19 protein-coding genes are annotated in these 20,929 nt (G+C 65.5%); 8 read left to right on the top strand and 11 right to left on the bottom strand.

Features of this window, described 5'->3' with window-relative positions:
* Positions 1–36 precede the first annotated feature (36 nt).
* Positions 37–558: a hypothetical protein gene (locus ACZ5AC_RS11605; protein WP_464247771.1), complete on the top strand. Its 522-nt coding sequence runs from the start codon at positions 37–39 to the stop codon at positions 556–558.
* A complete protein-coding gene (locus ACZ5AC_RS11600; protein WP_464247770.1) occupies positions 545–1,249 on the top strand; it encodes a hypothetical protein in 705 nt (234 codons plus the stop codon). Before ACZ5AC_RS11605 ends, ACZ5AC_RS11600 begins: the two co-directional genes overlap by 14 nt.
* A gap of 53 nt (positions 1,250–1,302) precedes the next feature.
* Here the strand turns inward: ACZ5AC_RS11600 and ACZ5AC_RS11595 are convergent, their stop codons facing one another.
* From ACZ5AC_RS11595 to ACZ5AC_RS11575, 5 genes are all read right to left on the bottom strand, one after another.
* The gene (locus ACZ5AC_RS11595) at positions 1,303–2,037 is read right to left on the bottom strand and encodes an amino acid ABC transporter ATP-binding protein (RefSeq protein WP_464247769.1); all 735 of its coding nucleotides are present in this window, start codon (positions 2,035–2,037) and stop codon (positions 1,303–1,305) included.
* Positions 2,034–2,708, bottom strand: a complete 675-nt coding sequence (locus ACZ5AC_RS11590) for an amino acid ABC transporter permease (RefSeq protein WP_464247768.1) — start codon at positions 2,706–2,708, stop codon at positions 2,034–2,036. The genes ACZ5AC_RS11595 and ACZ5AC_RS11590 overlap by 4 nt, the downstream gene beginning before the upstream one ends.
* 60 nt (positions 2,709–2,768) lie before the next feature.
* The gene (gene glnH / locus ACZ5AC_RS11585; RefSeq protein WP_464247767.1) at positions 2,769–3,509 is read right to left on the bottom strand and encodes a glutamine ABC transporter substrate-binding protein GlnH; all 741 of its coding nucleotides are present in this window, start codon (positions 3,507–3,509) and stop codon (positions 2,769–2,771) included.
* A gap of 525 nt (positions 3,510–4,034) precedes the next feature.
* The gene (gene hypD, locus ACZ5AC_RS11580) at positions 4,035–6,395 is read right to left on the bottom strand and encodes a trans-4-hydroxy-L-proline dehydratase (RefSeq protein WP_464247766.1); all 2,361 of its coding nucleotides are present in this window, start codon (positions 6,393–6,395) and stop codon (positions 4,035–4,037) included.
* A complete protein-coding gene (locus ACZ5AC_RS11575; RefSeq protein WP_464247765.1) occupies positions 6,396–7,313 on the bottom strand; it encodes a glycyl-radical enzyme activating protein in 918 nt (305 codons plus the stop codon).
* A 289-nt stretch (positions 7,314–7,602) separates the two neighbouring features.
* On the opposite strand from ACZ5AC_RS11575, the gene ACZ5AC_RS11570 reads away from it, so the two are divergent.
* From ACZ5AC_RS11570 to tnpC, 4 genes are all read left to right on the top strand, one after another.
* On the top strand, positions 7,603–7,872 hold the full coding sequence (locus ACZ5AC_RS11570; protein WP_028578026.1) for an RNA recognition motif domain-containing protein: 270 nt from the start codon (positions 7,603–7,605) through the stop codon (positions 7,870–7,872).
* 188 nt (positions 7,873–8,060) lie between these two features.
* Positions 8,061–8,387 (top strand): IS66 family insertion sequence element accessory protein TnpA, encoded by a 327-nt coding sequence (gene tnpA, locus ACZ5AC_RS11565; RefSeq protein ID WP_464247386.1) that lies wholly within the window; start codon positions 8,061–8,063, stop codon positions 8,385–8,387.
* Entirely contained in the window at positions 8,381–8,731 is a 351-nt protein-coding gene (gene tnpB / locus ACZ5AC_RS11560) for an IS66 family insertion sequence element accessory protein TnpB (RefSeq protein ID WP_464247385.1), read from the top strand. The genes tnpA and tnpB overlap by 7 nt, the downstream gene beginning before the upstream one ends.
* A 47-nt stretch (positions 8,732–8,778) precedes the next feature.
* Positions 8,779–10,338, top strand: coding sequence for an IS66 family transposase (tnpC, locus tag ACZ5AC_RS11555; RefSeq protein ID WP_464247384.1), 1,560 nt, complete (start codon positions 8,779–8,781; stop codon positions 10,336–10,338).
* A gap of 469 nt (positions 10,339–10,807) precedes the next feature.
* Here tnpC and ACZ5AC_RS11550 read toward each other — a convergent pair whose 3' ends face one another.
* From ACZ5AC_RS11550 to ACZ5AC_RS11525, 6 genes are all read right to left on the bottom strand, one after another.
* Entirely contained in the window at positions 10,808–13,906 is a 3,099-nt protein-coding gene (locus ACZ5AC_RS11550) for an efflux RND transporter permease subunit (RefSeq protein WP_464247764.1), read from the bottom strand.
* A gap of 3 nt (positions 13,907–13,909) precedes the next feature.
* A complete protein-coding gene (locus tag ACZ5AC_RS11545; protein ID WP_464247763.1) occupies positions 13,910–15,097 on the bottom strand; it encodes an efflux RND transporter periplasmic adaptor subunit in 1,188 nt (395 codons plus the stop codon).
* The gene (locus ACZ5AC_RS11540) at positions 15,094–16,485 is read right to left on the bottom strand and encodes an efflux transporter outer membrane subunit (protein ID WP_464247762.1); all 1,392 of its coding nucleotides are present in this window, start codon (positions 16,483–16,485) and stop codon (positions 15,094–15,096) included. Before ACZ5AC_RS11540 ends, ACZ5AC_RS11545 begins: the two co-directional genes overlap by 4 nt.
* Before the next feature lie 102 nt (positions 16,486–16,587).
* A complete protein-coding gene (locus tag ACZ5AC_RS11535) occupies positions 16,588–16,983 on the bottom strand; it encodes a bacteriohemerythrin (RefSeq protein ID WP_464247761.1) in 396 nt (131 codons plus the stop codon).
* 90 nt (positions 16,984–17,073) lie between these two features.
* Positions 17,074–18,147: a butyrate kinase gene (gene buk, locus ACZ5AC_RS11530; RefSeq protein ID WP_464247760.1), complete on the bottom strand. Its 1,074-nt coding sequence runs from the start codon at positions 18,145–18,147 to the stop codon at positions 17,074–17,076.
* Entirely contained in the window at positions 18,144–19,064 is a 921-nt protein-coding gene (locus ACZ5AC_RS11525; protein ID WP_464247759.1) for a bifunctional enoyl-CoA hydratase/phosphate acetyltransferase, read from the bottom strand. Before ACZ5AC_RS11525 ends, buk begins: the two co-directional genes overlap by 4 nt.
* A gap of 149 nt (positions 19,065–19,213) precedes the next feature.
* Between ACZ5AC_RS11525 and ACZ5AC_RS11520 the strand changes: the two genes are divergently transcribed.
* The gene (locus ACZ5AC_RS11520) at positions 19,214–20,575 is read left to right on the top strand and encodes an MFS transporter (RefSeq protein WP_464247758.1); all 1,362 of its coding nucleotides are present in this window, start codon (positions 19,214–19,216) and stop codon (positions 20,573–20,575) included.
* Between the two features lie 87 nt (positions 20,576–20,662).
* A complete protein-coding gene (locus ACZ5AC_RS11515) occupies positions 20,663–20,929 on the top strand; it encodes a hypothetical protein (RefSeq protein WP_464247757.1) in 267 nt (88 codons plus the stop codon).

Below are 20,929 nucleotides of genomic sequence, written 5' to 3'. Positions count from 1 at the left end.
TGTGTTATTCGCGATTCGCGAATAGGAAATAAAACTATGCTGAAGCCGCAAGATATGGTGATCCTGCTCAAGCTGGCCCTGGAGCCCGTTAGGTCGTGGTCCTACAATCAACTGGCGTACGAGCTGCGCATGAGTGCGTCGGAAGTGCACAAGGGGGTCGGCAGGCTCGACCATGCGCGCCTGTTCAACAAGCAGACCAAACGGCCGCACCGAAGGGCGTGCGAGGAATTTCTCGTGCATGGCGTAAAGTACGCCTTTGCGCCGGATATCGGGCCCGTGACCAGAGGGGTTCCGACCGGTTTTGCGGCGCCGGTCCTCAGCCATCCTTTGTCTTCGGAATCCGCGGAGATGGAGGCGTATGTCTGGCCGCATCCCGAAGGACTGGTGCGCGGCGCCGCCTTGACTCCCCTGTTTCCCGCGGCCGTGGAGGCCGCCAGGCATGACGAATCTCTGTATGCGGCTCTGGCCCTGCTTGACGCCATGCGCATAGGCCGGGCACGGGAGCGCTCCCTGGCCGAGAAGATGCTGCTGGAGACGTTGCGGCGTGCGGCGGAATAGGGAGGCCGGCGTCGAGCGCGTCGTCGAGACCGCGCGCCTGCTGGGCGAGCTTGCCGAAGAGGTGGTTTTCCTAGGGGGCGCTGTGGCCGGCTTGCTGGTCACGGATCCGGCGGCCCCGTCCATGCGTCCCACCCTCGATATCGATGTAATTGTCGAAGTTATGACCCGTGGGGAGTATTACGCATTTCAGGACAGGCTCCGAGCGCGGGGCTTTCGAGAAGCCATGGACGAAACCGTGATCTGCCGTTTCCGGAACGGCCCGATCGTGCTTGACGTAATGCCTACGGAGCCGATGGTTTTGGGTTTTTCCAACCGCTGGTATTCAGATGCGGCAAGGAATGCAGAGGTCGTGGTTGCGGATTCGGTGAAGATCCGGTGCGTCAGTCCCGTATATTTTCTGGCTACGAAACTTGAGGCTTATGATGGGCGGGGCGGGGGCGATTTCATGCTCAGCCATGACATGGAAGATATTGTCTCGGTCGTGGACGGACGCGCGGAGATAGTTGATGAGATCGGGAACGCCGAACCGGAAGTCCGCCGATACCTTGGGAGTCAGTTCGCGGACCTTCTGAAACAGGTTGATTTCCTCGATGCCCTGCCCGGATATCTTCCAGGGGATGCCGGGAGCCAGCGACGCCTGCCGCTTCTTGTACGGCGCCTGGAGCGTATGGCAGAGTTCAGTCCCTTCTGAACCGGACGCTCTTTCCTTTCAACAGGACTCGGCGCCCGGACCTCACCCGGAACCTACCGGCCCGAACCCACGATCTTGCCCAGGAAGTCCCGCAGGCGGGGGTTCTTGGGGTTGCCGAAGAAATCTTTTGGCGCGCCTTCCTCCTGGATCACGCCCTGGTCGATGAAGATGACCCTGTCGGCCACCTCGCGGGCGAAGCCCATCTCGTGGGTGACGACGATCATGGTCATGCCTTCGGCCGCCAGTTTCCTCATGACTTCCAGCACTTCGCCGACCAGTTCCGGGTCCAGGGCCGAGGTGGGCTCGTCGAAGAGGATGACCTTGGGCTGCAGGGCCAGGGCGCGGGCGATGGCCACGCGCTGTTTCTGACCGCCCGAGAGCTGCTCCGGGAAGGCGTCGGCCTTGGAGGCCAGGCCGACCTTGGCCAGCAGGTCGTAGCCGAGGTGCTCGGCGTCGGCCTTGGGCATCCTGCGGACCTTGATGGGGCCGAGCGTCACGTTGTCGAGGACGGTCATGTGCGGGAACAGGTTGAACTGCTGGAAGACCATGCCCGCTTCGGTGCGCACGGAGTTGATGTCCGTCTTGGGGTCCATGATGTCGTGCCCGTCTACGATGACGGTGCCCGAGGTCGGCGTCTCCAGGCGGTTGATGCACCTGAGCACCGTTGATTTGCCCGAGCCGGAGGGGCCGATGATGCAGACCACCTCGCCGGCGCTGACGGTCAGGTCGACGCCCTTCAGGACTTCCAGGTCCCCGAAACTCTTGTGCAGATTCCTGATCTCGATCATGCCCGCTTCGTCCTGTTGATCAATCTGTTTTCCAGCATTTTCAGAGCCTTGGCTATGCTCATGGTCATGACGAGGTAGACCATGGCCACGGCCATGTAGACCTCGAAGGCCCGGAAGTTGACGGCCACGATCTCCTGTCCCGTTCGCAGCAGTTCGCCCACGCCGATGACCATGAGCAGCGACGTGTCCTTGAGGCTGATGATGAACTGGTTGCCCAGCGGCGGGATCATGCGTTTGAAGGCCTGGGGCCAGATGATGTAGCGCATGGTCTGGGCCCGGGTCAGGCCGATGGAGCGTCCGGCCTCGGTCTGGCCGACGTTGATGGACTGGATGGCGCCGCGCACGATTTCGGCGATGTAGGCCCCGGAGTTGACGGCGATGACGATGATGCCGGCCATGAGCGGCGGAATGCGGATGCCCACGGCCATGGGCACGCCGTAATAGAGGAACATGGCCTGGACCAGCATGGGCGTGCCGCGGATGAGTTCCACGTAGGTCCCGGCGACCTTGCGCGCCAGCCAGGGCCGGGCGATCTTCATCAGGCCGGCGGTGACGCCGAGGAGAAATCCGAAAAAGAGTCCGCCCACGGTCAGGTAGATGGTGTACCAGACGCCGCGCATGAGCATGGGCAGGGTGTCGACGACTACGCTAGGTTCGAACTGGAAGGCCATGGATGTCTCGGAACGGAGGCAGGCGGAGCGATGCCTGCCTCCGGGGATGATGTGCGGGGCTTACTTGGGCTCGGTGCCGAACCACTTGATGTACAGGTCGCGGTAGGCGCCGCTGTCCTTGAGCTTCTTCAGGGCGGCGTTGGTCTTGGCCACCAGGTCGCTGCCCTTGGGGAAGGCGATGCCGTAGGACTGGCCCATGTACAGGGGACCCACGACCTTGACCTGGCCCTTGCCGGCGGTGCGCATGAACTCGGCCACGACGGGGGAGTCGAAGATGACGGCGTCGGCGCCGCCGGCCAGGAGTTCCATGAACATGGCGTCATTGTTGGGGAAGAGCTTGACTTCCTTGGCGCCGGCTTCCTTCTTGGCGAAGTCCTCGCTGGTGGTTCCGAGCTTGGTGGACACGACCTTGCCGGCCAGGCCCTTGACGTCGGCGATGTCGTTGTTGTCGGCCTTGACCAGGATCAGCAGGCCGGCGTTGTAGTAGGGGTCGGAGAAGTCCACGACCTGGGCGCGTTCGGGCTTGATGGTCATGCCGGCGATGCCCACGTCGAGCTGGCCGGACTGCAGACCGGGGATGATGCCGTTGAAGTCCATGGGCTGGAGGTCGTATTCCGCCCCGATTTCCTTGGCGATGGCGTCCCAGAGCTCCACGTCGAAGCCGGTGTGCTTGCCGGATTCAGGGTCCTTGAACTCGAAGGGCGGGAAATTGGTGTCCGTGGCCACGATCAGTTTCTTGGCCGACGCGGTGGTCGCGCACAGGGCCAGGACCAGGGCGGCGAAAAGCAGAATGCGTTTCATGGAGCCTCCTTGCGGATGATGGATGAAAAACGGTTGGGTCAGCCGGTATGGCGGAAAATCCTTGTTTGCATCGGCCAAAATACGGGAAAATGCAAGATGAATGGCTTAAAAGCGGACGTTTGTTTTTCTGGAAGGAATGGATGATCCGTTGAGAGAAACGATTGGGGGCGTTGTGTTTGTTGGAGGTTTGTTTTTGCAGTGCGGGGGGCGCGTGTCGGCGAGGTCCGGGCCGGGGCTGCCGGAACTTCCTCGCGGGCCTCGTAATGCTTCCCGGCCTTGTGGTTTCGAGGGGGGCGGTGCCTGGCTCGGTCGGACAACCGACAGCCCCGGCTCGGACCTCGCCGACACGCTTGAGGCGGTGCGGGAGGTTGGGAAGAGGGTGGGCGGGGTGCAGGGAATGCGTCCCCTGCCCGCCGGAGGCAAGAATTTGGAAAGAGAAAACGCCCGGTTTGCTCCGGGCGTTCGTTGTTAGGCCAACATGAATGGGGTGCAGGGGGCTCGCCCCCTGCCCGCCGGAGGCATCTCTTACGCCATCTCCTGCTCGGTCCGCCTGATGATCTCCTCCTGGTGGTCGAGGTCGAGGTCGACGAAGTAGTCGCTGTAGCCGGCCACGCGTACGAGGAGGTTGCGGTATTCGTCGGGGCTGGCCTGGGCGTGGCGCAGGGTTTCGGTGTCCACCACGTTGAACTGGATGTGGTGCCCGTTCAGGCGGAAATAGGTGCGGATGAGGCGGCAGAGCTTGTCGAGGTCCTGGTCGGTTTTGAGAACGTCCGGGAGGAAACGCTGGTTGAGGAGGGTGCCGCCGGACTTGATCTGGTCCATCTTGGACAGGGACTTGACCACCGCGGTGGGGCCGTTGCGGTCCGCACCGTGGGAGGGCGAGGTGCCGTCGGACTCGGGCAGGTGCGCGAGGCGGCCGTTGGCCGAGGCGCCGAGCATCTTGCCGAAGTAGACGTGGCAGGTGGTGGACAGCATGTTCAGGTGGTAGGATGTGCCCTTGGTGTTGGGGCGCCCGTCGATGGCGGTGAAGAGGGAGTCGTAGACGCGGCGCATGATGTCGTCGGCGCGGTCGTCGTCGTTGCCGAAGAAGGGGGTCTTGTTCCAGAGTTTGAGGCGCAGGGCCTCGGCGCCGTCGAAGTTGGCGCGCAGGGACGCCAGGAGGCGGTCCATGGGCACGGCGGCGGTGTCGAAGACGTGGGTCTTGATGGCCGAGAGGCTGTCGGTGACGGTGCCGATGCCGCAGCACTGGATGTAGTTGGTGTTGTAGCGCGGACCGCCGTTGTAGTAGTCGAGGCCCTTCTCGATGCAGTCGTGGATGACCGTGGACAGGAAGGGCGCGGGCGAGTGGGCGGCGTACATGCGTTCGATGTAGTTGTTGACGCGGACCTTGAGGTCCACGACCCACTGGAGCTGGCGGGTGAAGGCGGCGTAGAGGTCGTCGAAGGTCGCGAAGGCGAGCGGGTCGCCCGTGCGCGGACCGATCTGGCGGCCGGTGAGCTGGTCGCGGCCGTCGTTCAGGGCCAGTTCCAGGACCTTGGGCACGTTCAGGTAGCCGGTCAGGATGTAGGCTTCCTTGCCGAAGGCGCCGGTCTCGATGCAGCCCGAGCAGCCGCCCTCGCGGGCGTCCTCCACGGTCTTGCCGACGCGGATCTGCTCCATGACCACGGCGTCGGTGTTGAAGACGGACGGGTAGCCGTAGCCGTTCTTGATGACGCGGGCGGCGGCCTTGAGGAATGCGTCGGGGGTCTTCTGGCTGACGTGGACGCTGGTCTGGGGCTGCAGGAGGCGCAGTTCGTCCACGACCTCGAGGATGAGGTAGGAGACGTCGCTCACGCCGTCGGAGCCGTCACGTTTCAGCCCGCCGAGGTTGATGTTGGTGAAGTCGTTGTAGGTGCCGCTCTCCTTGGCCGTGACGCCGACCTTGGGCGGGGCGGGGTGGTTGTTGACCTTGATCCACAGGCAGCAGAGCAGCTCCTTGGCCGACTCGCGGGTCAGGGTGCCGTCGGCCAGGCCCTGCTCGTAGAAGGGGGCGAGGTGCTGGTCCAGGTGGCCGGGGGTCATGGCGTCCCAGCCGTTCAGTTCCGTGATGGTGCCCAGGTGCACGAACCAGTACATCTGCAGGGCTTCCCAGAAGTTTCGCGGGGCATGGGCTGGGACGCGGCGGCAGACTTCGGCGATGCGCGTCAGTTCTGCCTTGCGGGCCGGGTCCTTTTCGGTCTTGGCCTTTTCCCAGGCCAGGTCGGCGTGGCGTTCGGCGAAGACGATGGCCGCGTCGCAGGCGATGTCCATGGCCCGGAGCTGCTCGGCGCGGTCCGAGGCCAGGGGGTCGTGCAGGTAGTCCAGGCGGGCCAGGCGGTCGGCGATGCGCGTTTTGAAGTCGAGCATGCCTGTGGAGTAGATGGTGCCGTCCAGGGCCGTGTGGCCGGGGGCGCGCTGTTCCATGAACTCGGTGAAGAGGCCGGCCTCGTAGGCGGCGCGCCATTCGTCCGGCACTTGGGAGAAGACGCGGTCGCGCATGGAGCGGCCCGTCCAGTAGGGGATGACCTCGCGCTCGTAGGCGGCGATGTCCTCCTCGGACACGTGGTAGCGGGTCATGGGCCGGGAGTTCAGCACGCGCAGGTCCTCGGCCGAGTGGCAGGTCAGCTCGGGGAAGGTCGGCACGCATTTGGGCCGCGGGCCGCGCTCGCCGACGATGAGTTCGCCGTCGCCGAGCCAGAGGGTCTTCTTTTCGCAGAGGTCCTTGAAGACCATGGCTCGCAGCACGGGCAGTGAATATTTGCCGTAGTTCTCGCGGTAGAAGGCCGTTTCGAGGAGGGCGCGCTCGATGGAGATGGATGGCTCGGTCTCGAAGCTTTCCCGGCGCAGGCGGGCGATTCTGTCGTTCATCTATCCTCCGATGCGGACCGTGAGCCCGCAGTTCCGTAAGATTTCCGCGGCCCGCTGCGTTCGCTGCGGGTCGGCGGCGGGGATGTCGGCCCCGGGGTAGGGAAGGCCGAGCTTGGCGTACTTGCCTTTGGCCGTGGCGTGGTAGGGCAGCACGTCGATGCCGTCCACTCCCGGCAGGGAGGCGGCAAGAAGGCCCGTCTGCCGTATGTTCTCACCGCCGTCGTTGAACCCCGGTATGAGGGGCAGGCGCAGTTGGATGCGCGCCCCGGTTTCGGCCAGGAGGCGGAGGTTGGCGAGGATGGGGGCGTTGTCCACGCCCGTGGCGCGGCGGTGTTCGGCCGGGTCCATGTGCTTGAGGTCGAAGAGGAAGAGGTCCGTGTGGCGGGCGATGCGCAGCGCGGTCTCGGCCGTTGCGAAGCCGCTGGTGTCCACGGCGCGGTGGATGCCGAGGCGAACGCAGGCCGCGAGGAGCGCTTCCAGGAAATCGGGCTGGGCCAGGGGTTCGCCGCCGGAAAAGGTCACGCCGCCCTGGCTGCCCTCGAAAAAGGGGAGTTCCTTTTCGATCTCGGCCATGACCTCGGCCACGGTCCAACTCCTGCCCAGGGCCTCGTGGGCCAGGGCAGGGCAGGTTTCGGCGCACGTGCCGCATGCCGTGCAGGCTCCGGCATCCCGCCGAACGGAGGCCGGTCCGGCCGAGAGGGCGCCCTGGGGGCAGGCCGTCAGGCATTCGCCGCAGCCCACGCACCGGTCGGGCAGGCTCAGTATCTGCGTGCCCGGCCGCATTCCCTCCGGGTTGTGGCACCAGTGGCAGGACAGGGGGCAGCCCTTGAGGAAGACGGTCACGCGCAGGTCGGGACCGTCGTGCAGGGCGTAGCGCTTGATGGCGAAGATGGTTCCGGATGGTGTCGTGGCGGACATTTGTATTTGGTAATAAATATTGTTAGCTTTTTCAAGCGAAAGCTTGTCAACGTGCATTCGGAGATAGCTGTATCGGCTGACGTTGAAAAGAGTGCGGCAATTGTTCCCCTTTTTTAAAAGAAACTCTTGCCTCTTCAGTGTAAACCACGTATTTTCCACAGCCATGTATCAGTCATGCGGCTGATGCGTGGTACGAGGTGACGGGAAGGGGTTTGGCCCAAAGGCGCGACGATCCGATGGGAGACTCAACCTGGATTGTTCAGTTTTTTTTACAGGAGACTAGTGCATCATGTCGAAGAACATTTATGTCGGAAACCTGCCTTGGAGTGCCACCGAGCAGGACGTGGAAAACCTGTTTGCCACCTACGGCCAGGTTGCCAATGTGAAACTCATTTCCGACCGTGAGACAGGCAGAGCCCGCGGGTTTGGTTTCGTGGAGATGGAGAGCGGCGCCGAAGAGGCCATCGCCGCCCTGGACGGCGCCGATTACGGCGGACGTTCCCTGAAGGTCAACGAAGCCCGCCCGCGCCCCGAGCGTGAACGTCGGCCCAGATGGTAGTCGCGTCGATCTGAGCCCGAAACCCTGCTCCGGCAGGGTTTTTTTTTGCCCGGAGGTCGGGGGAATACTCGGCTTCGTGTGGCGGACCGCACAGCAGGCATGACGGGAGAGGGTAAGCGCTCATTAGAGCCCATCTTCCAATAATTTCAAGCCATGAGATAAAGGACCTTCAATCCAAGGAGGTCCTCATGAAATCTCGCATCCGCCAGAACCGTGCTGCCCGATGGCTCGCTCATGTTGAACAGTGGCGGCAAAGCGGCATGGGCAAGACTGCGTATTGCACGGCGCACGGCCTGAATTTCAGCTCATTCCGGTACTGGCTGCGCAAATCGCGTTCGGCATCAGTGGATGTGCCTGCCTTGCCGCCCGCAATCGTCCCTCTCCCGTTCACCCTGGCCCTGAAGGCTCCGTCCATCGGACTGCTTGTCGGCAACTGTTACGCCCTGGATATTCCTGCCGACTTCGACGAAGCTATGCTGACCAGACTTCTGTCCGTCCTGGAACCCCGATGCTGAGGATGCCTGCGGCCAAGGTCTATCTTGCTCCCGGCACCACGGACATGCGGGCCGGTATCGACAGGCTGAGCATGACGGTCCAGGGCATCCTTGATCTGGACCCTTTCTCTGGGCACCTCTTCGTCTTCTGCAACCGCAGGCGCGACGCCATCAAGGTGCTGCACTGGGATCGCAACGGCTTCTGCCTCTGGCACAAGCGTCTGGAGAAGCATCGATTCTGTTGGCCCGAGCGAGTGTCTGAGGTCATGAACATCACCCCTCAACAGCTCGGCTGGCTCCTTGATGGACTCACCCTCACGCCGCAAGGAGCGCATCAAAGGCTGCATTACAAATCGGTTCTGTAGCAATAAAATCCTTGCTATTTCAATATATTATTGCTAAGTGCGCTTACATGGGAGACATCGAAAATCTTCCCGATGACGTCGGGCAACTCAAGCATTTGGTCTGGGATTACTACCAGCAAAACCGCCATCTTCAGGACCGCGTGGCCCTGTTGCAGGCCGCGCTGTATGCTCCCAAGTCCGAAAAATCCAAGGACCTCTTCCAGGGCATCCTGCCTCTGCCTTTGGCCAGGATCGCCGAGGTGAAGCCCAAGCCCGCGGAAGTGCCCGTCGTCGAAGTCCCGGCCCACACCAGGGCCAAGCGGGGACGTAAGCCCCTGCCGGACAGTCTGCCGCGCATCGAGATCACTCACGATTTGCCCGAGGACCAGAAAGTCTGCGCCTGCGGGGCCTGCCTGAAGCGCATCGGCGAAGAGGTCTCCGAGAAGCTCGACTACGTCCCGGCCGTCATGCAGGTGGAGCGCCATATCAGGCCCAAGTATGCCTGCCCGGCCTGTGACGGCGAGGAGGGCATGCCGGTGGTGCGTATCGCGCCCATGCCGCCGCAGATTATCCCCAAGGGCATCGCTACGCCGAACCTCCTGGCGCAGGTCATTACCGCCAAGTTCGTCGATGCCATGCCGTTCTACCGCCAGACCAAGCAGTTTGCCCGCCTGGGCGTGGACATCCCGCGCCATTCCATGTCCGGATGGGCCATGGCCGTGGCCAAGGCGCTGGAGCCATTCGGAGCACTGTTCCGGGCGGAGATCCGCTCCGGGCCGGTCATCAACATGGACGAAACCACCCTGCAAGTCCTCAAGGAACCGGGACGATCCGATACGTCCACGTCATACCTGTGGCTCTTCCGTGGCGGAAACCCCAAGCGGCCGACCGTGGTCTATCGCTACGACCCGACCAGGTCGGGCTCCGTCCCCAAGGAATATCTGGGCGATTACAAGGGCTACATCCAGACCGACGGCTACTCCGGATACCAGGCTCTCGGCGAGTCGGACGACATCATCCACGTCGGCTGCATGGCCCACATCCGTCGTAAGTTCGTCGACGTCCAGAAGGCGACCTCGAAGAAGATCATGCACGGGACAGCCAAGGAAATCCTGGATCTCATCGGCCTGCTCTACAAGGTCGAGCACAATATCAAAGAGCTGGAGCCGGAGGAAAAGGTCGCCAACCGCAGGGAGCAGGCCGTTCCCATCCTCGACGCGATACGGGCCATCCTTGATGAGCGTATCGACCACGTCCCGCCCAAGAGCCTGCTCGGGCAGGCCATGACCTACGCCCGCAACCAGTGGAGCCGGGCCGTGCGCTACGTGGACTGCGGATTGCTCACGCCCGACAACAACGCGGCCGAGAACGCCATCCGCCCCGTGGCCCTGGGCCGGAAGAACTGGCTCTTTGCCGGCGTCCCCAAGGGTGCAGACGCCAGCGCCATGCTCTTTTCCCTGGTGGAAACCGCCAAGGCCAACGAGATCGAGCCCCAAGCTTACCTGAAATTCCTCTTCGAACGCTTTCCCGCAGCGCAGTCCACGGCAGTCATAAAGGCGCTCATGCCGCAGCACGTGGACAGATCCCTTCTCCCAAGCCTCCCCAAGCCCAAGCCGCGCAAGAAATAGAACTCCTCCCTGTCCCTATCGCATATCAGATACACCCGTGAAAGATGCGGATGTCTGAGCGCTTACGGGAGAGGCATCGAAGAGGGGGGCGCGATTTCGCGCGGAGCCTTGAAAGGGCGCCAAATCCGTGGTTCTTTGAAAAGGCGGGCAAGGCATGGATCTCCGCCTCCGCGGGGATTACACCCCTGCAGTGCGGCAATCTTGGATTCTTTTTAAGCACCCTCCTCATGCACCATCACGGCGTCATTCCCGCGAAGGCGGGGATCCATCTCTTACGTATTGTTCAATTTCTGTCGCTAATCGAAGTCTTTTCTTCCTTGTTCTCTTCCTCCGGAAGAGGCTGCCGCGCCCCTCAGGGCCTGTGACCCATGCGCCGTTCCCCGCTGACCACCCCGTCCATCCAGAACCAGGCCAGCGCGGCGCCGGCTGCGGCCAGCACGATGAACACCCCGATTTCCATTTCCGCCTCCTATGCGCGCAGGCGCCGCCCGAAGCGCTTGATGTCCTCGAGGACCATGTACAGCGAGGGTACGATCCCGAGAGTGATGAACGTCGCGAAGACGATGCCGAACCCCAGGGACAGCGCCATGGGGATGAGGAAACGCGCCTGCCGCGACGTTTCCCAGATCATGGGCGCGAGCCCCCCGAAGGTCGTGACCGTGGTCAGCAGGATGGGCCTGAAGCGCTCCAGGGCCGCTCCGTGAATGGAACTGAGGGCCGCCTCGCCGAGCCGGCGCTTGCCGTTGGCGCAGTCGATGAGCACCAGGGAGTCGTTGACCACCACGCCCGTGAGGGCGACGATGCCGAAGAGGGAGACGAGGCTCAGGCTGTAGCCCATGAGCAGATGCCCGAAGACGGCCCCGACGATGCCGAAGGGGATGCTCGACATGATGATCAGCGGCTGGACGTAGCTCTTCAGCGGCACGGCCAGCAGGGCGAAAATGCAGAGATTGGCCATGCCCAGGCCGAAGAGCAAGGCCTTGACGCCTTCCTGGATGTCGGCCTGCTGCCCTTCGAAGCTGAATTCCAGTCCCTGGTAGCGGTCCCGCAGTTGCGGCAGGTACGTGTCCTTGAGGACGTCCTGGATGCCCGCCGCCTCGGAGGGCGGATTCACGTCGGCCGTGACGGAGATGACGCGGCGTCCGTCCCTCCTGTCGATGCTGGTGTAGGAGCGGCCCGTGGCCACGTCGGCCACTTCCCGCAGGGGCACGTCCGTGCCTGCCGGCGTGCGGACCAGGAAGTCCTCGATGTTCTGCAGGGAGATGCGCTGGTCCTTGGGCAGGCGGACCATGACCTTGATCTCGTTGCGGCCGCGCTGCTGGCGCAGGGCCTCGGCCCCGAAAAACGCGGAGCGGATCTGCCGGGCCACGTCCTGGGAGGTCAGCCCCAGGCTGCGCCCCTCGGGCCGGATGCGCACGTCGAGCTGTACCTTGCCTGCGGAAAAGCCGTCATCGATGTCCGAGACCTGGGCGTACTTGGTCAGGGCCTGGGCCAGTTCCTGGCCGGCCCGTTCAAGGGTGTCCGTGGAGCGGTGGGAGAGCTCCACTGTCAGCGCCGCCCCGGAACCCGGACCGCCGCGGTCCGCCTCGAACTTGACGTACTCGGCCCCGGCGATGGGCCCCACGCGCTCCCGCCAGAGACGGGTGAATTCCGCGGTGGGCAGCGGCCGCTGCTCCGGCGGCGTCAGGAACACCCGTACCGAGCCCTCGTGGCCGCCGTTGCCCGTCCCGACCTGGGAGTAGATGCCCTCCACCAACGCCTCGCCCCCGTTCTCGTCGGCCAGTTCGCGGGCCACGCGGACCATGCGGTCCACGGCCGCCTCGGTCCTGGCCACCGGGGCGCCGAAGGGCATGGCCACCTCGACGTAGGCGAAGTCGGACTCGATCCGCGGGAACATGACCATGCCCATGCGCCCGCTGGCCACGTAGCCCACCGTCCCGGCCAGCACGGCCACGGCCATGGCCAGGGTCAGGTAGCGCAGTCGGATGGTCCACAGCAGCAGGGGGGCGATGAACGTCCTGACCGCGTTCAGGAATCCGGCGCTGAAACGGGCCTGCGCCTTGTTCACGACGCTGAACCATGATTTCCCGCCGGACTTCTGGTGCCCGAGGTGGGCCGGAAGGACGAAGAGGCTCTCCACCAGGGAGATGAGAAAGACGCTGACCACCACGGCCGGGACGGCCCAGAAGACCTTGCCCATGGTGCCGGGCACGAAGAACATGGGCAGGAAGGCCACGACGTTGGTCAGGACCGAGAAGGTCACCGGCACCACGACGTTGCGCGCGCCCCTGGTTGCGGCCTTGAGATTGGGCAGGCCGCGCTCCTTCTGCTGGTAGACGTTCTCGCCGACCACGATGGCGTCGTCGACCACGATGCCCAGCGTGATGATGAAGGCGAACATGGAGACCATGTTGAAGCTCACACCGAAGGCTGGCAGCACCAGGAACGACCCCATGATGGAGATGGGGATGCCCATGCTGACCCAGAAGGCCAGGCGGATCTCCAAGAAGAGGGCCAGGAGCAGGAAGACCAGGGCCAGACCCATGATGCCGTTGCGGGTCAGCAGGTCCATGCGCTGACGAAAGATGTCGGAGCTGTCGTTGCGTTTGGCCAGCTGCACGCCGGGCGGCAGCATGCGCTCCAGCCGTTCCATGTGCCGCTGCACCGCATCGGACACGGAGATGGGCGTCTGGTCCCCCACGCGGAAGATGTTCAGCAGCACGGCCGGCTGGCCGTTGAAGCGGGCGTAGAGGTCCGTGTCCTCGAAGCCGTCGGCCACGGTGCCCAGGTCCTCCAGGCGGACAACGGAACCTTCGGGCGTGGTGACGATGGGCAGGGATGCGAATTCGGTGCCCAGGTCGCGCCGGTCCTTGACCCGGACCAGGATTTCGCCCTGGTCGGTCTTGACGCTGCCGCCGGGGAGTTCCAGGGCCGAGCGGCCGATGATGTCGGCCACCTGCCGCAGGGTCAGGCCGTGGGCGCGCAGCTTTTCCTCGGGGATCTCGACGGCGATTTCCAGGTTGCGGACGCCGCTCAGGTCCACCTGGGTGATCTCCGGGTCCTGGAGGAGTTCGTCGCGCACGGTCTCGGCCACTTCGCGCAGCACCCGTTCGTCCATGTCTCCGTACACGGCCACGGACATGGTCTGGCGCCGGTTGGAGGCGATGACCACGGCCGGGGTCTCGGCGTCCTCGGGAAAGGAGGTGATGCGGTCCACCTCGCTCTTGACGTCCTGGGCCAGGCGCTCGACATCGGCCCCGGCCAGGGCTTCGATCGTGACCGTGCCCGCGCCCTCCACGGAGGAGGACGTGACCTTCTTGACGCCGTCCAGGCCCGTGACCCGTTCCTCGATGGCCAGGATGATGCCCTTCTCCACTTCCTCGGGGCTCGCGCCGGGGTAGGGCACCGTAACGGTCACGATGTCGGACTCGAACTCCGGAAAGACCTCCTGCTTGATCTGGGTGCTCATAATGAAGCCGCCGACCAGGCAGACGAGCATGATCAGGTTGGCGGCCACCGGGTTGGAAGCCATCCAGGCGATGGCGCCGTGCTGTATCCTGTCTCGCATGGCTCAGTTTCCCGCGTCCCGGGCCAGGGTCAGTGGCATGTCCTGGATGGGCGTGGCCAGTTCGCTGGTCACGATGACGTCGCCCGCCGCAAGTCCGCCTGCCACCAGCACGGTTTCGGTGTCGCGCCAGGCCACGGCCACGGACCGGATGTCCAGGGTGCCGTTCTGAACGGCCCAGACCGTGTCGTTTTCGCGCAGCGCCGAGCGCGGCAGGCGCACGACCTGATCGAGGCGTTTGCCCTCGATGTCCAGCCGGACGTACTCGCCCAGCAGGATGGGCGCGGGCGTTGTCTCCAGGGGGCGCGGCAGGCTGACCAGCACGCGGGCCAGGCGGCCCTGGTCCTCCAGGTCGCCGCGCAGGCGCAGGATGCGCCCCTCGCGCTCTGCGCCGCTGGCCCGGGAGCGGACCAGCACGGTGGAGCCGGGCCTGCCCTTCTCGGGCAGGAAGACCCAGGGCAGACGGTCCACGGGAAGGGTCGTCTCGACCCAGTACTCGCTTGCGTCGACCAGGGTGGCCAGGGTGTCGGTCGGCCCGACTCTGGACCCGATCTCCACCTGCTTGTCGAGCACCAGGGCCGTGAAAGGGGCGGTCACGGTCGTTCGCTTCAGGTCGAGCCTGGCCTGGTCGAGGGCCGTCTCGGCCTGCAGGACCCTGGCCCTGGCCTGGGCCAGCTGCGGTTTGCGCAGGGCCAGGTTCGGGTCTTCGAGGGTCTTGCCGGATTTCTGCAGCAGTTCCAGTTCGTGCCGCGCGACTTCCTGGTAGCCGAGTTCGAGATCGAGGGCCGCACGGGCGCTGTCCAGGTCGGCCTGACGGGCGCTCACGGCCAGGCGGAAGTCCTCGGCTTCCAGGCGCAGGAACGGCGCTCCGGCCTTCACGGTGGCGCCGGGCAGGAAATCCGAGGACACCTCCCGCACCACGCCGGACACTTCGGGCCGGATGAACGTCTGGCGCGACGGGACCACGGTCCCCATGGCGCGGACCACGACCGTCTCGGGCCCGGTCTGCGCGGTCATGACCTCGACCAATGGCGCGATGGCCGCGGGCGGGCGCTGGGGCGGCTTGGGCCGGGTCTGGATGAAGCGGACGGCGGTGAAGACTCCGGTGCCGATGACGAGAACGGCCAGGAGAAAGATGACGATCCTGGCCTTGGATGACAGGGGCGTTGAGCTGTCGCACTCGGGAATGATCATGACGCGTCCGGTTCCGTGGTTGCGGGCTGGTCGGGGAAGGCCTGCCTCCAGCCTCTGCCCAGGGCCCGGCACAGGCCGGTCTGGAAGTTCAGCAGGGATGCCTTGGCCTGGATTCTGCCGCGTTCGAGGCTTTGGACCTTGAGCAGCAGGGATAGCACGGTGTCGTATTCGAGAACGCCGTTCTGGTAGCGGACCCTTGCGCTCTGCAGGGCCGAGCGCGCGGCCTCGAGCTGGAGGTCCAGGGCGTCGATGAGGTCGGACTGCTTGAGCACGTCGCTTACGCCAGTGTCCACCTCGGACAGGGCCGTAAAGACGGCTTTTTCGTATGCCGCCAGCCGTTCGGCCCGAATGGCCTGCTGGCGCTCGACCTCGGCCGCGCGGGCGCCCCCGTCGAAGATGGGCGCCGTCAGGGACGCGGCCAGGTTGGCCAGCCAGTTGTCGAAAATGCGTTTCACGTCGTCCCCGTTCTGCTCGAAGCGGCCGGTCAGGCGCAGGGCCGGCATGCGGTCGGCCCTGGCCGCCGCCACATCCCATCCCGCTTCCTGCAGCCGCCGCCAGGAGGCGCGGATGTCGGGCCTGTCGCGTAGCAGGTCGGCAGGCAGGCCCGTGTCGGGGAAGGGCAAGGGCTGCGGCAGGCGGGCGGCGGCGGAGAGGTCGAGGCTTCCCGGGGCCTTGCCCAGAAGCAGGTGCAGCCTGTTTTCCAGGCGCGCCGTCTCGGCCTGCACGGCGACGATGCGCGTGGTGTTCTCGGCCACGGCCTCGCGCTGCTGCAGGACGTCCAGGGCCGAAGCCAGGGAGTTGGCGAAACGAAGGCTCAGGGTGGACTCGATGTCGGCGTTGGTGCGCTGCTGCGCGCCCAGCACGGCCAGCTGCTCACGGGCCGAGCACAGGGACACCCAGGCCTCGGCGATCTCGCCGCTCAGTGACAGAGCCACGGTGCGCAGATCCTCGCGGCTGGCTTCGGCCTCCAGGGTGTCGGCGTTGCGCAGGGACCTGACCCTGCCCCAGAGGTCCAGCTCGTAGCTCGCGGCCAGGCCCAGGCCGTAGGCGTCAGCCTCGACCACGTTCCGCTGCCTGGCCTTGGACCAGTTGCGGGCCGCGTCGCCGTCGCCGGTCACGGACGGCCACAGCGCGGCGCCCGTTCTGGACGCGGCGGCCCGGGCCTGGTCCAGCCTGGCCAGGGCCGTGCGCAGATCCGGGGCCGAGCGGAAGGCCTCGTCAATGAGAGCGTCTAGTTCGGGGCTGCCGAGTTCCCGCCACCACGCTTCGGGGACGGTATGGTCGCCGGCTTCCACGCGGTGGGTCTGCGGCAGGAGAGGCTGCGGAGCCGGGTCGGGTGTGAAGGCGCGGCAGCCGGTCAGAAGCAGGATAAGAAACAGCAGTCTCATGGGGCGTGCTCCGGATGGGACGGGCAGTCCTGGGGAAAGCCGTATCCGGGGCCGGGACCGGAGCGGGCTGAGGGCGGATGGATCATCGGGGCGAAAAGGTCGCTATGCCTGCAGCTGCACCGAAAACCGTTTGTCGACGACGAGGATGTGATTGGTCAGCCACCCGCGCAGGAAGTGGAGCATGTCCCAGGCCAGGCCCTCGGACGCCAGGATGACGTCGAGGTCGAAGAGCAGGATCTGGTCCACGAACATGGCGTGTTCGTCGCGGTGCTCGGCGAGTCCGGCATAGTTCGACTCCTCCATGATCTCCTCTTCGGTCCGGAAATGGTACTGCGCGTACTCCTTGAGCTGCTCGACGATGCCCTTGAGGGTGTTCTTGTCGGCGTGGCCGATGGCGTCGACAAGGGAATTGATGATCTCGACCAGGCGCAGGTGCTGGGCGTCCACCTCGCTGATGCCGGTTTCGAAGGATGAATCCCATGTGATCTTCGCGGTCATGCTGTGCTCCTGAATGGGAGGGGGGAGTATTCGAGAAGAATTCCTAACGCAGATCCGTATTGGGGGAAAGGGGGAAATATCGATAAGAGCTCAGGCCGGATAGATCAGGATCGTCCCGGGATCTGCCAGGGCGCGCAGGGCGGCCCGGGCCAGGGCGCCCATCTCGTCCTCGCCTGCATGGACCACGACCCTGGCCAGAAACGAGACCCGCCGGGAGATGAGGTCGACCAGCACCTTGTCGTGAGCGAGACCGCCCGTGAGGATGACGGCGTCGAGGCGGCCTTCGAGCACGGCGGCCATGCTCCCGATCTCCTTGGCCACCTGATAGGCCATGGCTTCGCGCACTTCTCGGGCCTTGTCGTCTCCCTCAGCCACTCTCCGGTCGATCTCCAAACCGTCGGCCGTGCCCAGATAGGCCAGGAAGCCGCCGCGGCCCGTGATCCTGCGCCGAATTTCAGCCTCTTCGGCCCCGGGTGCGAAGCACCAGCCGACCACGGCCCCGGCGGGCAGGCCGCCGCTGCGTTCGGGCGAGAAGGGACCATCGCCGTCCAGGGCGTTGTTGACGTCGACCACGCGCCCGCGGTCGTGGGCGCCCACGGACACGCCTCCGCCCATGTGGGCCACGATCAGGCGCAGGTCCTCGTAGGGGCGCCCCAGTTCGGCCGCCGCCACCCTGGCCACGGCCTTGTGGTTCAGGGCGTGAAAGATGCTGCGCCGGGAAATGTCCGGGTGGCCGGAATAGCGGGCCAGGGGGCCCAGTTCGTCCACGACCACCGGGTCGGCGATGAGGGCGGGAATGCCGGCCTCGCCCGCCAGGTCTCGGGCCAGGATGGCTCCGAGGTTGGAGGCATGGGTGCCGAAGCGGCATGAGCGCAGGTCGTCCAGCATGGCCTCGTTCACGGCGTAGGTGCCGCCGGCGATGGGCCGCATGAGTCCGCCGCGGCCGATGACGGCCGCCAGGTCGGCGATTGCGAGGCCGTGGCGGTGCAGGGCGGCGAGGATGAGGTCCCGCCGGTACGCTTCCTGGTCCATGACGTTCCCGAAGGATGCCAGTTCCACGGCGTCGTGGCGGATGGTCTCGACGAAGACGGGTTCGTCGCCTGCGAAGACCGCGATCTTGGTGGACGTTGAGCCGGGATTGATGGCCAGGATGCGCGGGGTCACGCGACGCCCTCCGCCTTTGCCGCGGCCATGAGCACGCCCAGGGCCACGGCGTTGATCTTGGTCTCATGGGAGTCGGCCCGGGAGTTGAGGAGCACCGGGGCCTTGGTGCCCATGACCACCCCGGCGGAGCGGGCGCGGGCGAAGTACATGAGGCTCTTGTAGAAGATGTTGCCCGCGGCCAGGTCCGGGGCCAGGAGGATGTCGGCCTTACCGGCCAGGGGGTCGTCCATGCCCTTGTGGCGGGCGGCTCGCTCGCTGATGGCGTTGTCCAGGGCGTAGGGGCCGCCGACGCGGCATCCCGGCAGGCGGCCGTCGCGGTTCATCTCGACCAGGGCCTGGGCGTCCATGGTGGCCGGCATCTTCGGGTTGACCTTCTCGGACTCGCACAGCACGCCGACCACGGGGTCCGGGTTGCCCAGGGCGCGGGCCACCTTCACGGCGTTGAGCACGATCTGGCGCTTGGTTTCGAGGTCGGGCTTGATGATCATGGCCGCGTCGGTCAGGAGGTAGAGCTTGTCGAAGCCGGGCACGTCCATGACCACGGTGTGGCTGACGGTGCTCCCGTTGCGCAGTCCCGCGTCGCGGTCCAGCACGGCCCTGAAGAGGACGGAGGAGTCCACGAACCCCTTGAGCAGGATCCGGGCCCGCCCCGAGGCCACGACCTGCACCGTGGCCGCGGCCCCGGCTGCCTCGCCGCGGGCGTCAACGAGTTCGAAGTCGGAAAGGTCGAGCCCCATCCCGTCGGCAAGGGCGCGGATCTTGTCGGTCTCCCCGACCAGGATGAAACGGGCCAGGCCCAGGGCGTGGGCCTCGGCCACGGCCTTCAGGGCCTCGGTGTCGTGGGCGCAGGCCACGGCCACGGTCTGGACGGGCAGGGTCAGGGCCTTGTCGCGGATCTGTTGCATCGATGTGAGCATCTCGCCTCCTTGCGAGCTTTGCCGATAGATCATCGATTGGATGAAAACAAGGGGCTGGCGCAACCGATTTTGCGACGGGTGCGCGTTCGGTTGCCGGACTTGCCCCGCGGGCGGGGGAAGGCTAACCAGACCCGACATTCGGAGGAAACATGCAGAGCAGAACCGCCGCCCTGGTCGCCGGGTCCATGGCCAGCTTTCTCGTCCCGTTCATGATGTCCGCGGTGGGCATCACCCTGCCCGTGGTGCAGATCGAGCTTCAGGCCACGGCCGTGGAACTGAGCTGGGTGGCCGGCAGCTACATCCTGGCCCTGGCCGCCATCCTGCTGCCTGTCGGGCGCCTGGCCGACATCTGGGGGCGCAGGCGGACCTTCGTCTGGGGCACCGCGGCCTTCGTCGTTTTTTCCGTGTGCGCCTCCCTGGCCTGGTCCGTGGCCAGCCTCGTGGCCCTGCGCATCGTGCAGGGCGTGGGTGCGGCCATGATCCTGACCACGGGCGTGGCCATCGTGACGGATATCTACCCGAAGAGCGAACGCGGCAAGGTCATGGGCGTGCTGGTGGCCTGCGTCTATCTCGGCCTGTCGGTGGGCCCGCTGGTGGGCGGGCTGATGACCGACCTCGCGGGGTGGCGCAGCGTCTTTTTCCTGAGCCTGCCCCCGGGTCTGGTCTGCTGGCTGCTGGCCATGCGCATCGAGGGCGAGTGGCGGCCGGCGGAAGGGGAGCGTTTCGATGCCCTCGGGAGCCTCTACTACGCGCTCTTCGTGGTCTGCTTCGTCAACGGCCTGACGGGACTGGCCAGGCCCGCCCAGGGGCTCCCCCTGCTCGCGGGGGCGGCTTCCCTGGGCCTGTTGTTCGTGCTGCGCTCCAAGCGCGCCGTCCACCCCCTGCTGGAACTGTCCCTGTTCACGTCCAACCGCGTCTTTCTGCTGACGAGCCTGGCGACCCTCATCAACTACGCCGGCACCTTCGCCGTGGGCTTCCTGCTGAGCCTCTACCTGCAGGTGGTCAAGGGCTTTTCGCCCATGAACGCCGGGTTCCTGCTCGTGGTCCAGCCCGTGGTGCAGAGCCTGCTTTCCCCCCTGGCGGGGACCCTTTCGGACAGGTTCAACGCGGCGGGCATGGCCAGTCTGGGCATGGGCCTCTGCGCCCTCGGTCTCCTGTGCATGGTCGGCGTGGGCGCGGACACCTCCCTGTGGGCCATCGGGGGCGTCCTGGCGCTTCTGGGGCTGGGTTTCGCGCTCTTCGCCTCGCCCAACATGAGCGTGATCATGGGCAGCGTCGAGCCCAGGCACTACAGCATCGCCTCCAGCCTGGTGGCGACCATGCGCACTTTCGGCATGTCCCTGTCCATGGGCATCGCCACGGTGGTCTTCGGCTTCCTGCTGCACGGGCGGCAGGTCGGCCCCGAGACCGTCCCGCAGTTTCTGGTCAGCATGCACGTCATCTTCGCCGTCTGCGCGGCGCTGTGCGTCATCGGCGTGTTCTGCTCCCTGGGTCGGCTCCGCAAGGGCTGACGCCTCCGGGGCGACCGGCGTTTGCCTTCGGGATCCGTTCCGGTGTAGAAGCGATCAGACTCATGAACCACAACCGGAGGAAACGAGATGCGCAGATGCTGCCTGTCGATGGCGATCGCCGTAGCCGTGTGCCTGGTGTCCGTATGGGCCTTTGCGGCCGACGGCGAGGCGCTGGTCCAGTCAACCTGTACGAAATGCCATGACTTGGGCCGTGTGCGGGCGGCCATCGGCGTCAAGGACCAGGCCGCGTGGTCGACCACCGTGGCCCGGATGCTGGCCAAACCGAACGCCCCGGCCGTGGGCGCCGAGGAGCAGGCGTCCATCGTCGGCTGGCTTTCGACGCAGAAAAAGTGA

The sequence above is a fragment of the Desulfomicrobium aestuarii genome (genome assembly GCF_055385525.1).
This window is presented reverse-complemented; position numbering and strand designations above follow the sequence as displayed.

What these genes read in the sequence shown, in the direction of transcription:
- tnpB (WP_464247385.1), top strand. Translation starts at nt 8,381, where the DNA reads ATGCTGAGGATGCCTGCGGCCAAGGTCTATCTTGCTCCCGGCACCACG.
- ACZ5AC_RS11605 (WP_464247771.1), top strand. Translation starts at nt 37, where the DNA reads ATGCTGAAGCCGCAAGATATGGTGATCCTGCTCAAGCTGGCCCTGGAG.
- ACZ5AC_RS11550 (WP_464247764.1), bottom strand. Translation starts at nt 13,906, where the DNA reads ATGCGAGACAGGATACAGCACGGCGCCATCGCCTGGATGGCTTCCAAC.
- ACZ5AC_RS11590 (WP_464247768.1), bottom strand. Translation starts at nt 2,708, where the DNA reads ATGGCCTTCCAGTTCGAACCTAGCGTAGTCGTCGACACCCTGCCCATG.
- ACZ5AC_RS11575 (WP_464247765.1), bottom strand. Translation starts at nt 7,313, where the DNA reads ATGTCCGCCACGACACCATCCGGAACCATCTTCGCCATCAAGCGCTAC.
- ACZ5AC_RS11520 (WP_464247758.1), top strand. Translation starts at nt 19,214, where the DNA reads ATGCAGAGCAGAACCGCCGCCCTGGTCGCCGGGTCCATGGCCAGCTTT.
- ACZ5AC_RS11545 (WP_464247763.1), bottom strand. Translation starts at nt 15,097, where the DNA reads ATGATCATTCCCGAGTGCGACAGCTCAACGCCCCTGTCATCCAAGGCC.
- ACZ5AC_RS11525 (WP_464247759.1), bottom strand. Translation starts at nt 19,064, where the DNA reads ATGCTCACATCGATGCAACAGATCCGCGACAAGGCCCTGACCCTGCCC.
- glnH (WP_464247767.1), bottom strand. Translation starts at nt 3,509, where the DNA reads ATGAAACGCATTCTGCTTTTCGCCGCCCTGGTCCTGGCCCTGTGCGCG.
- ACZ5AC_RS11595 (WP_464247769.1), bottom strand. Translation starts at nt 2,037, where the DNA reads ATGATCGAGATCAGGAATCTGCACAAGAGTTTCGGGGACCTGGAAGTC.
- ACZ5AC_RS11515 (WP_464247757.1), top strand. Translation starts at nt 20,663, where the DNA reads ATGCGCAGATGCTGCCTGTCGATGGCGATCGCCGTAGCCGTGTGCCTG.
- ACZ5AC_RS11570 (WP_028578026.1), top strand. Translation starts at nt 7,603, where the DNA reads ATGTCGAAGAACATTTATGTCGGAAACCTGCCTTGGAGTGCCACCGAG.
- ACZ5AC_RS11540 (WP_464247762.1), bottom strand. Translation starts at nt 16,485, where the DNA reads ATGAGACTGCTGTTTCTTATCCTGCTTCTGACCGGCTGCCGCGCCTTC.
- hypD (WP_464247766.1), bottom strand. Translation starts at nt 6,395, where the DNA reads ATGAACGACAGAATCGCCCGCCTGCGCCGGGAAAGCTTCGAGACCGAG.
- tnpA (WP_464247386.1), top strand. Translation starts at nt 8,061, where the DNA reads ATGAAATCTCGCATCCGCCAGAACCGTGCTGCCCGATGGCTCGCTCAT.
- tnpC (WP_464247384.1), top strand. Translation starts at nt 8,779, where the DNA reads ATGGGAGACATCGAAAATCTTCCCGATGACGTCGGGCAACTCAAGCAT.
- ACZ5AC_RS11535 (WP_464247761.1), bottom strand. Translation starts at nt 16,983, where the DNA reads ATGACCGCGAAGATCACATGGGATTCATCCTTCGAAACCGGCATCAGC.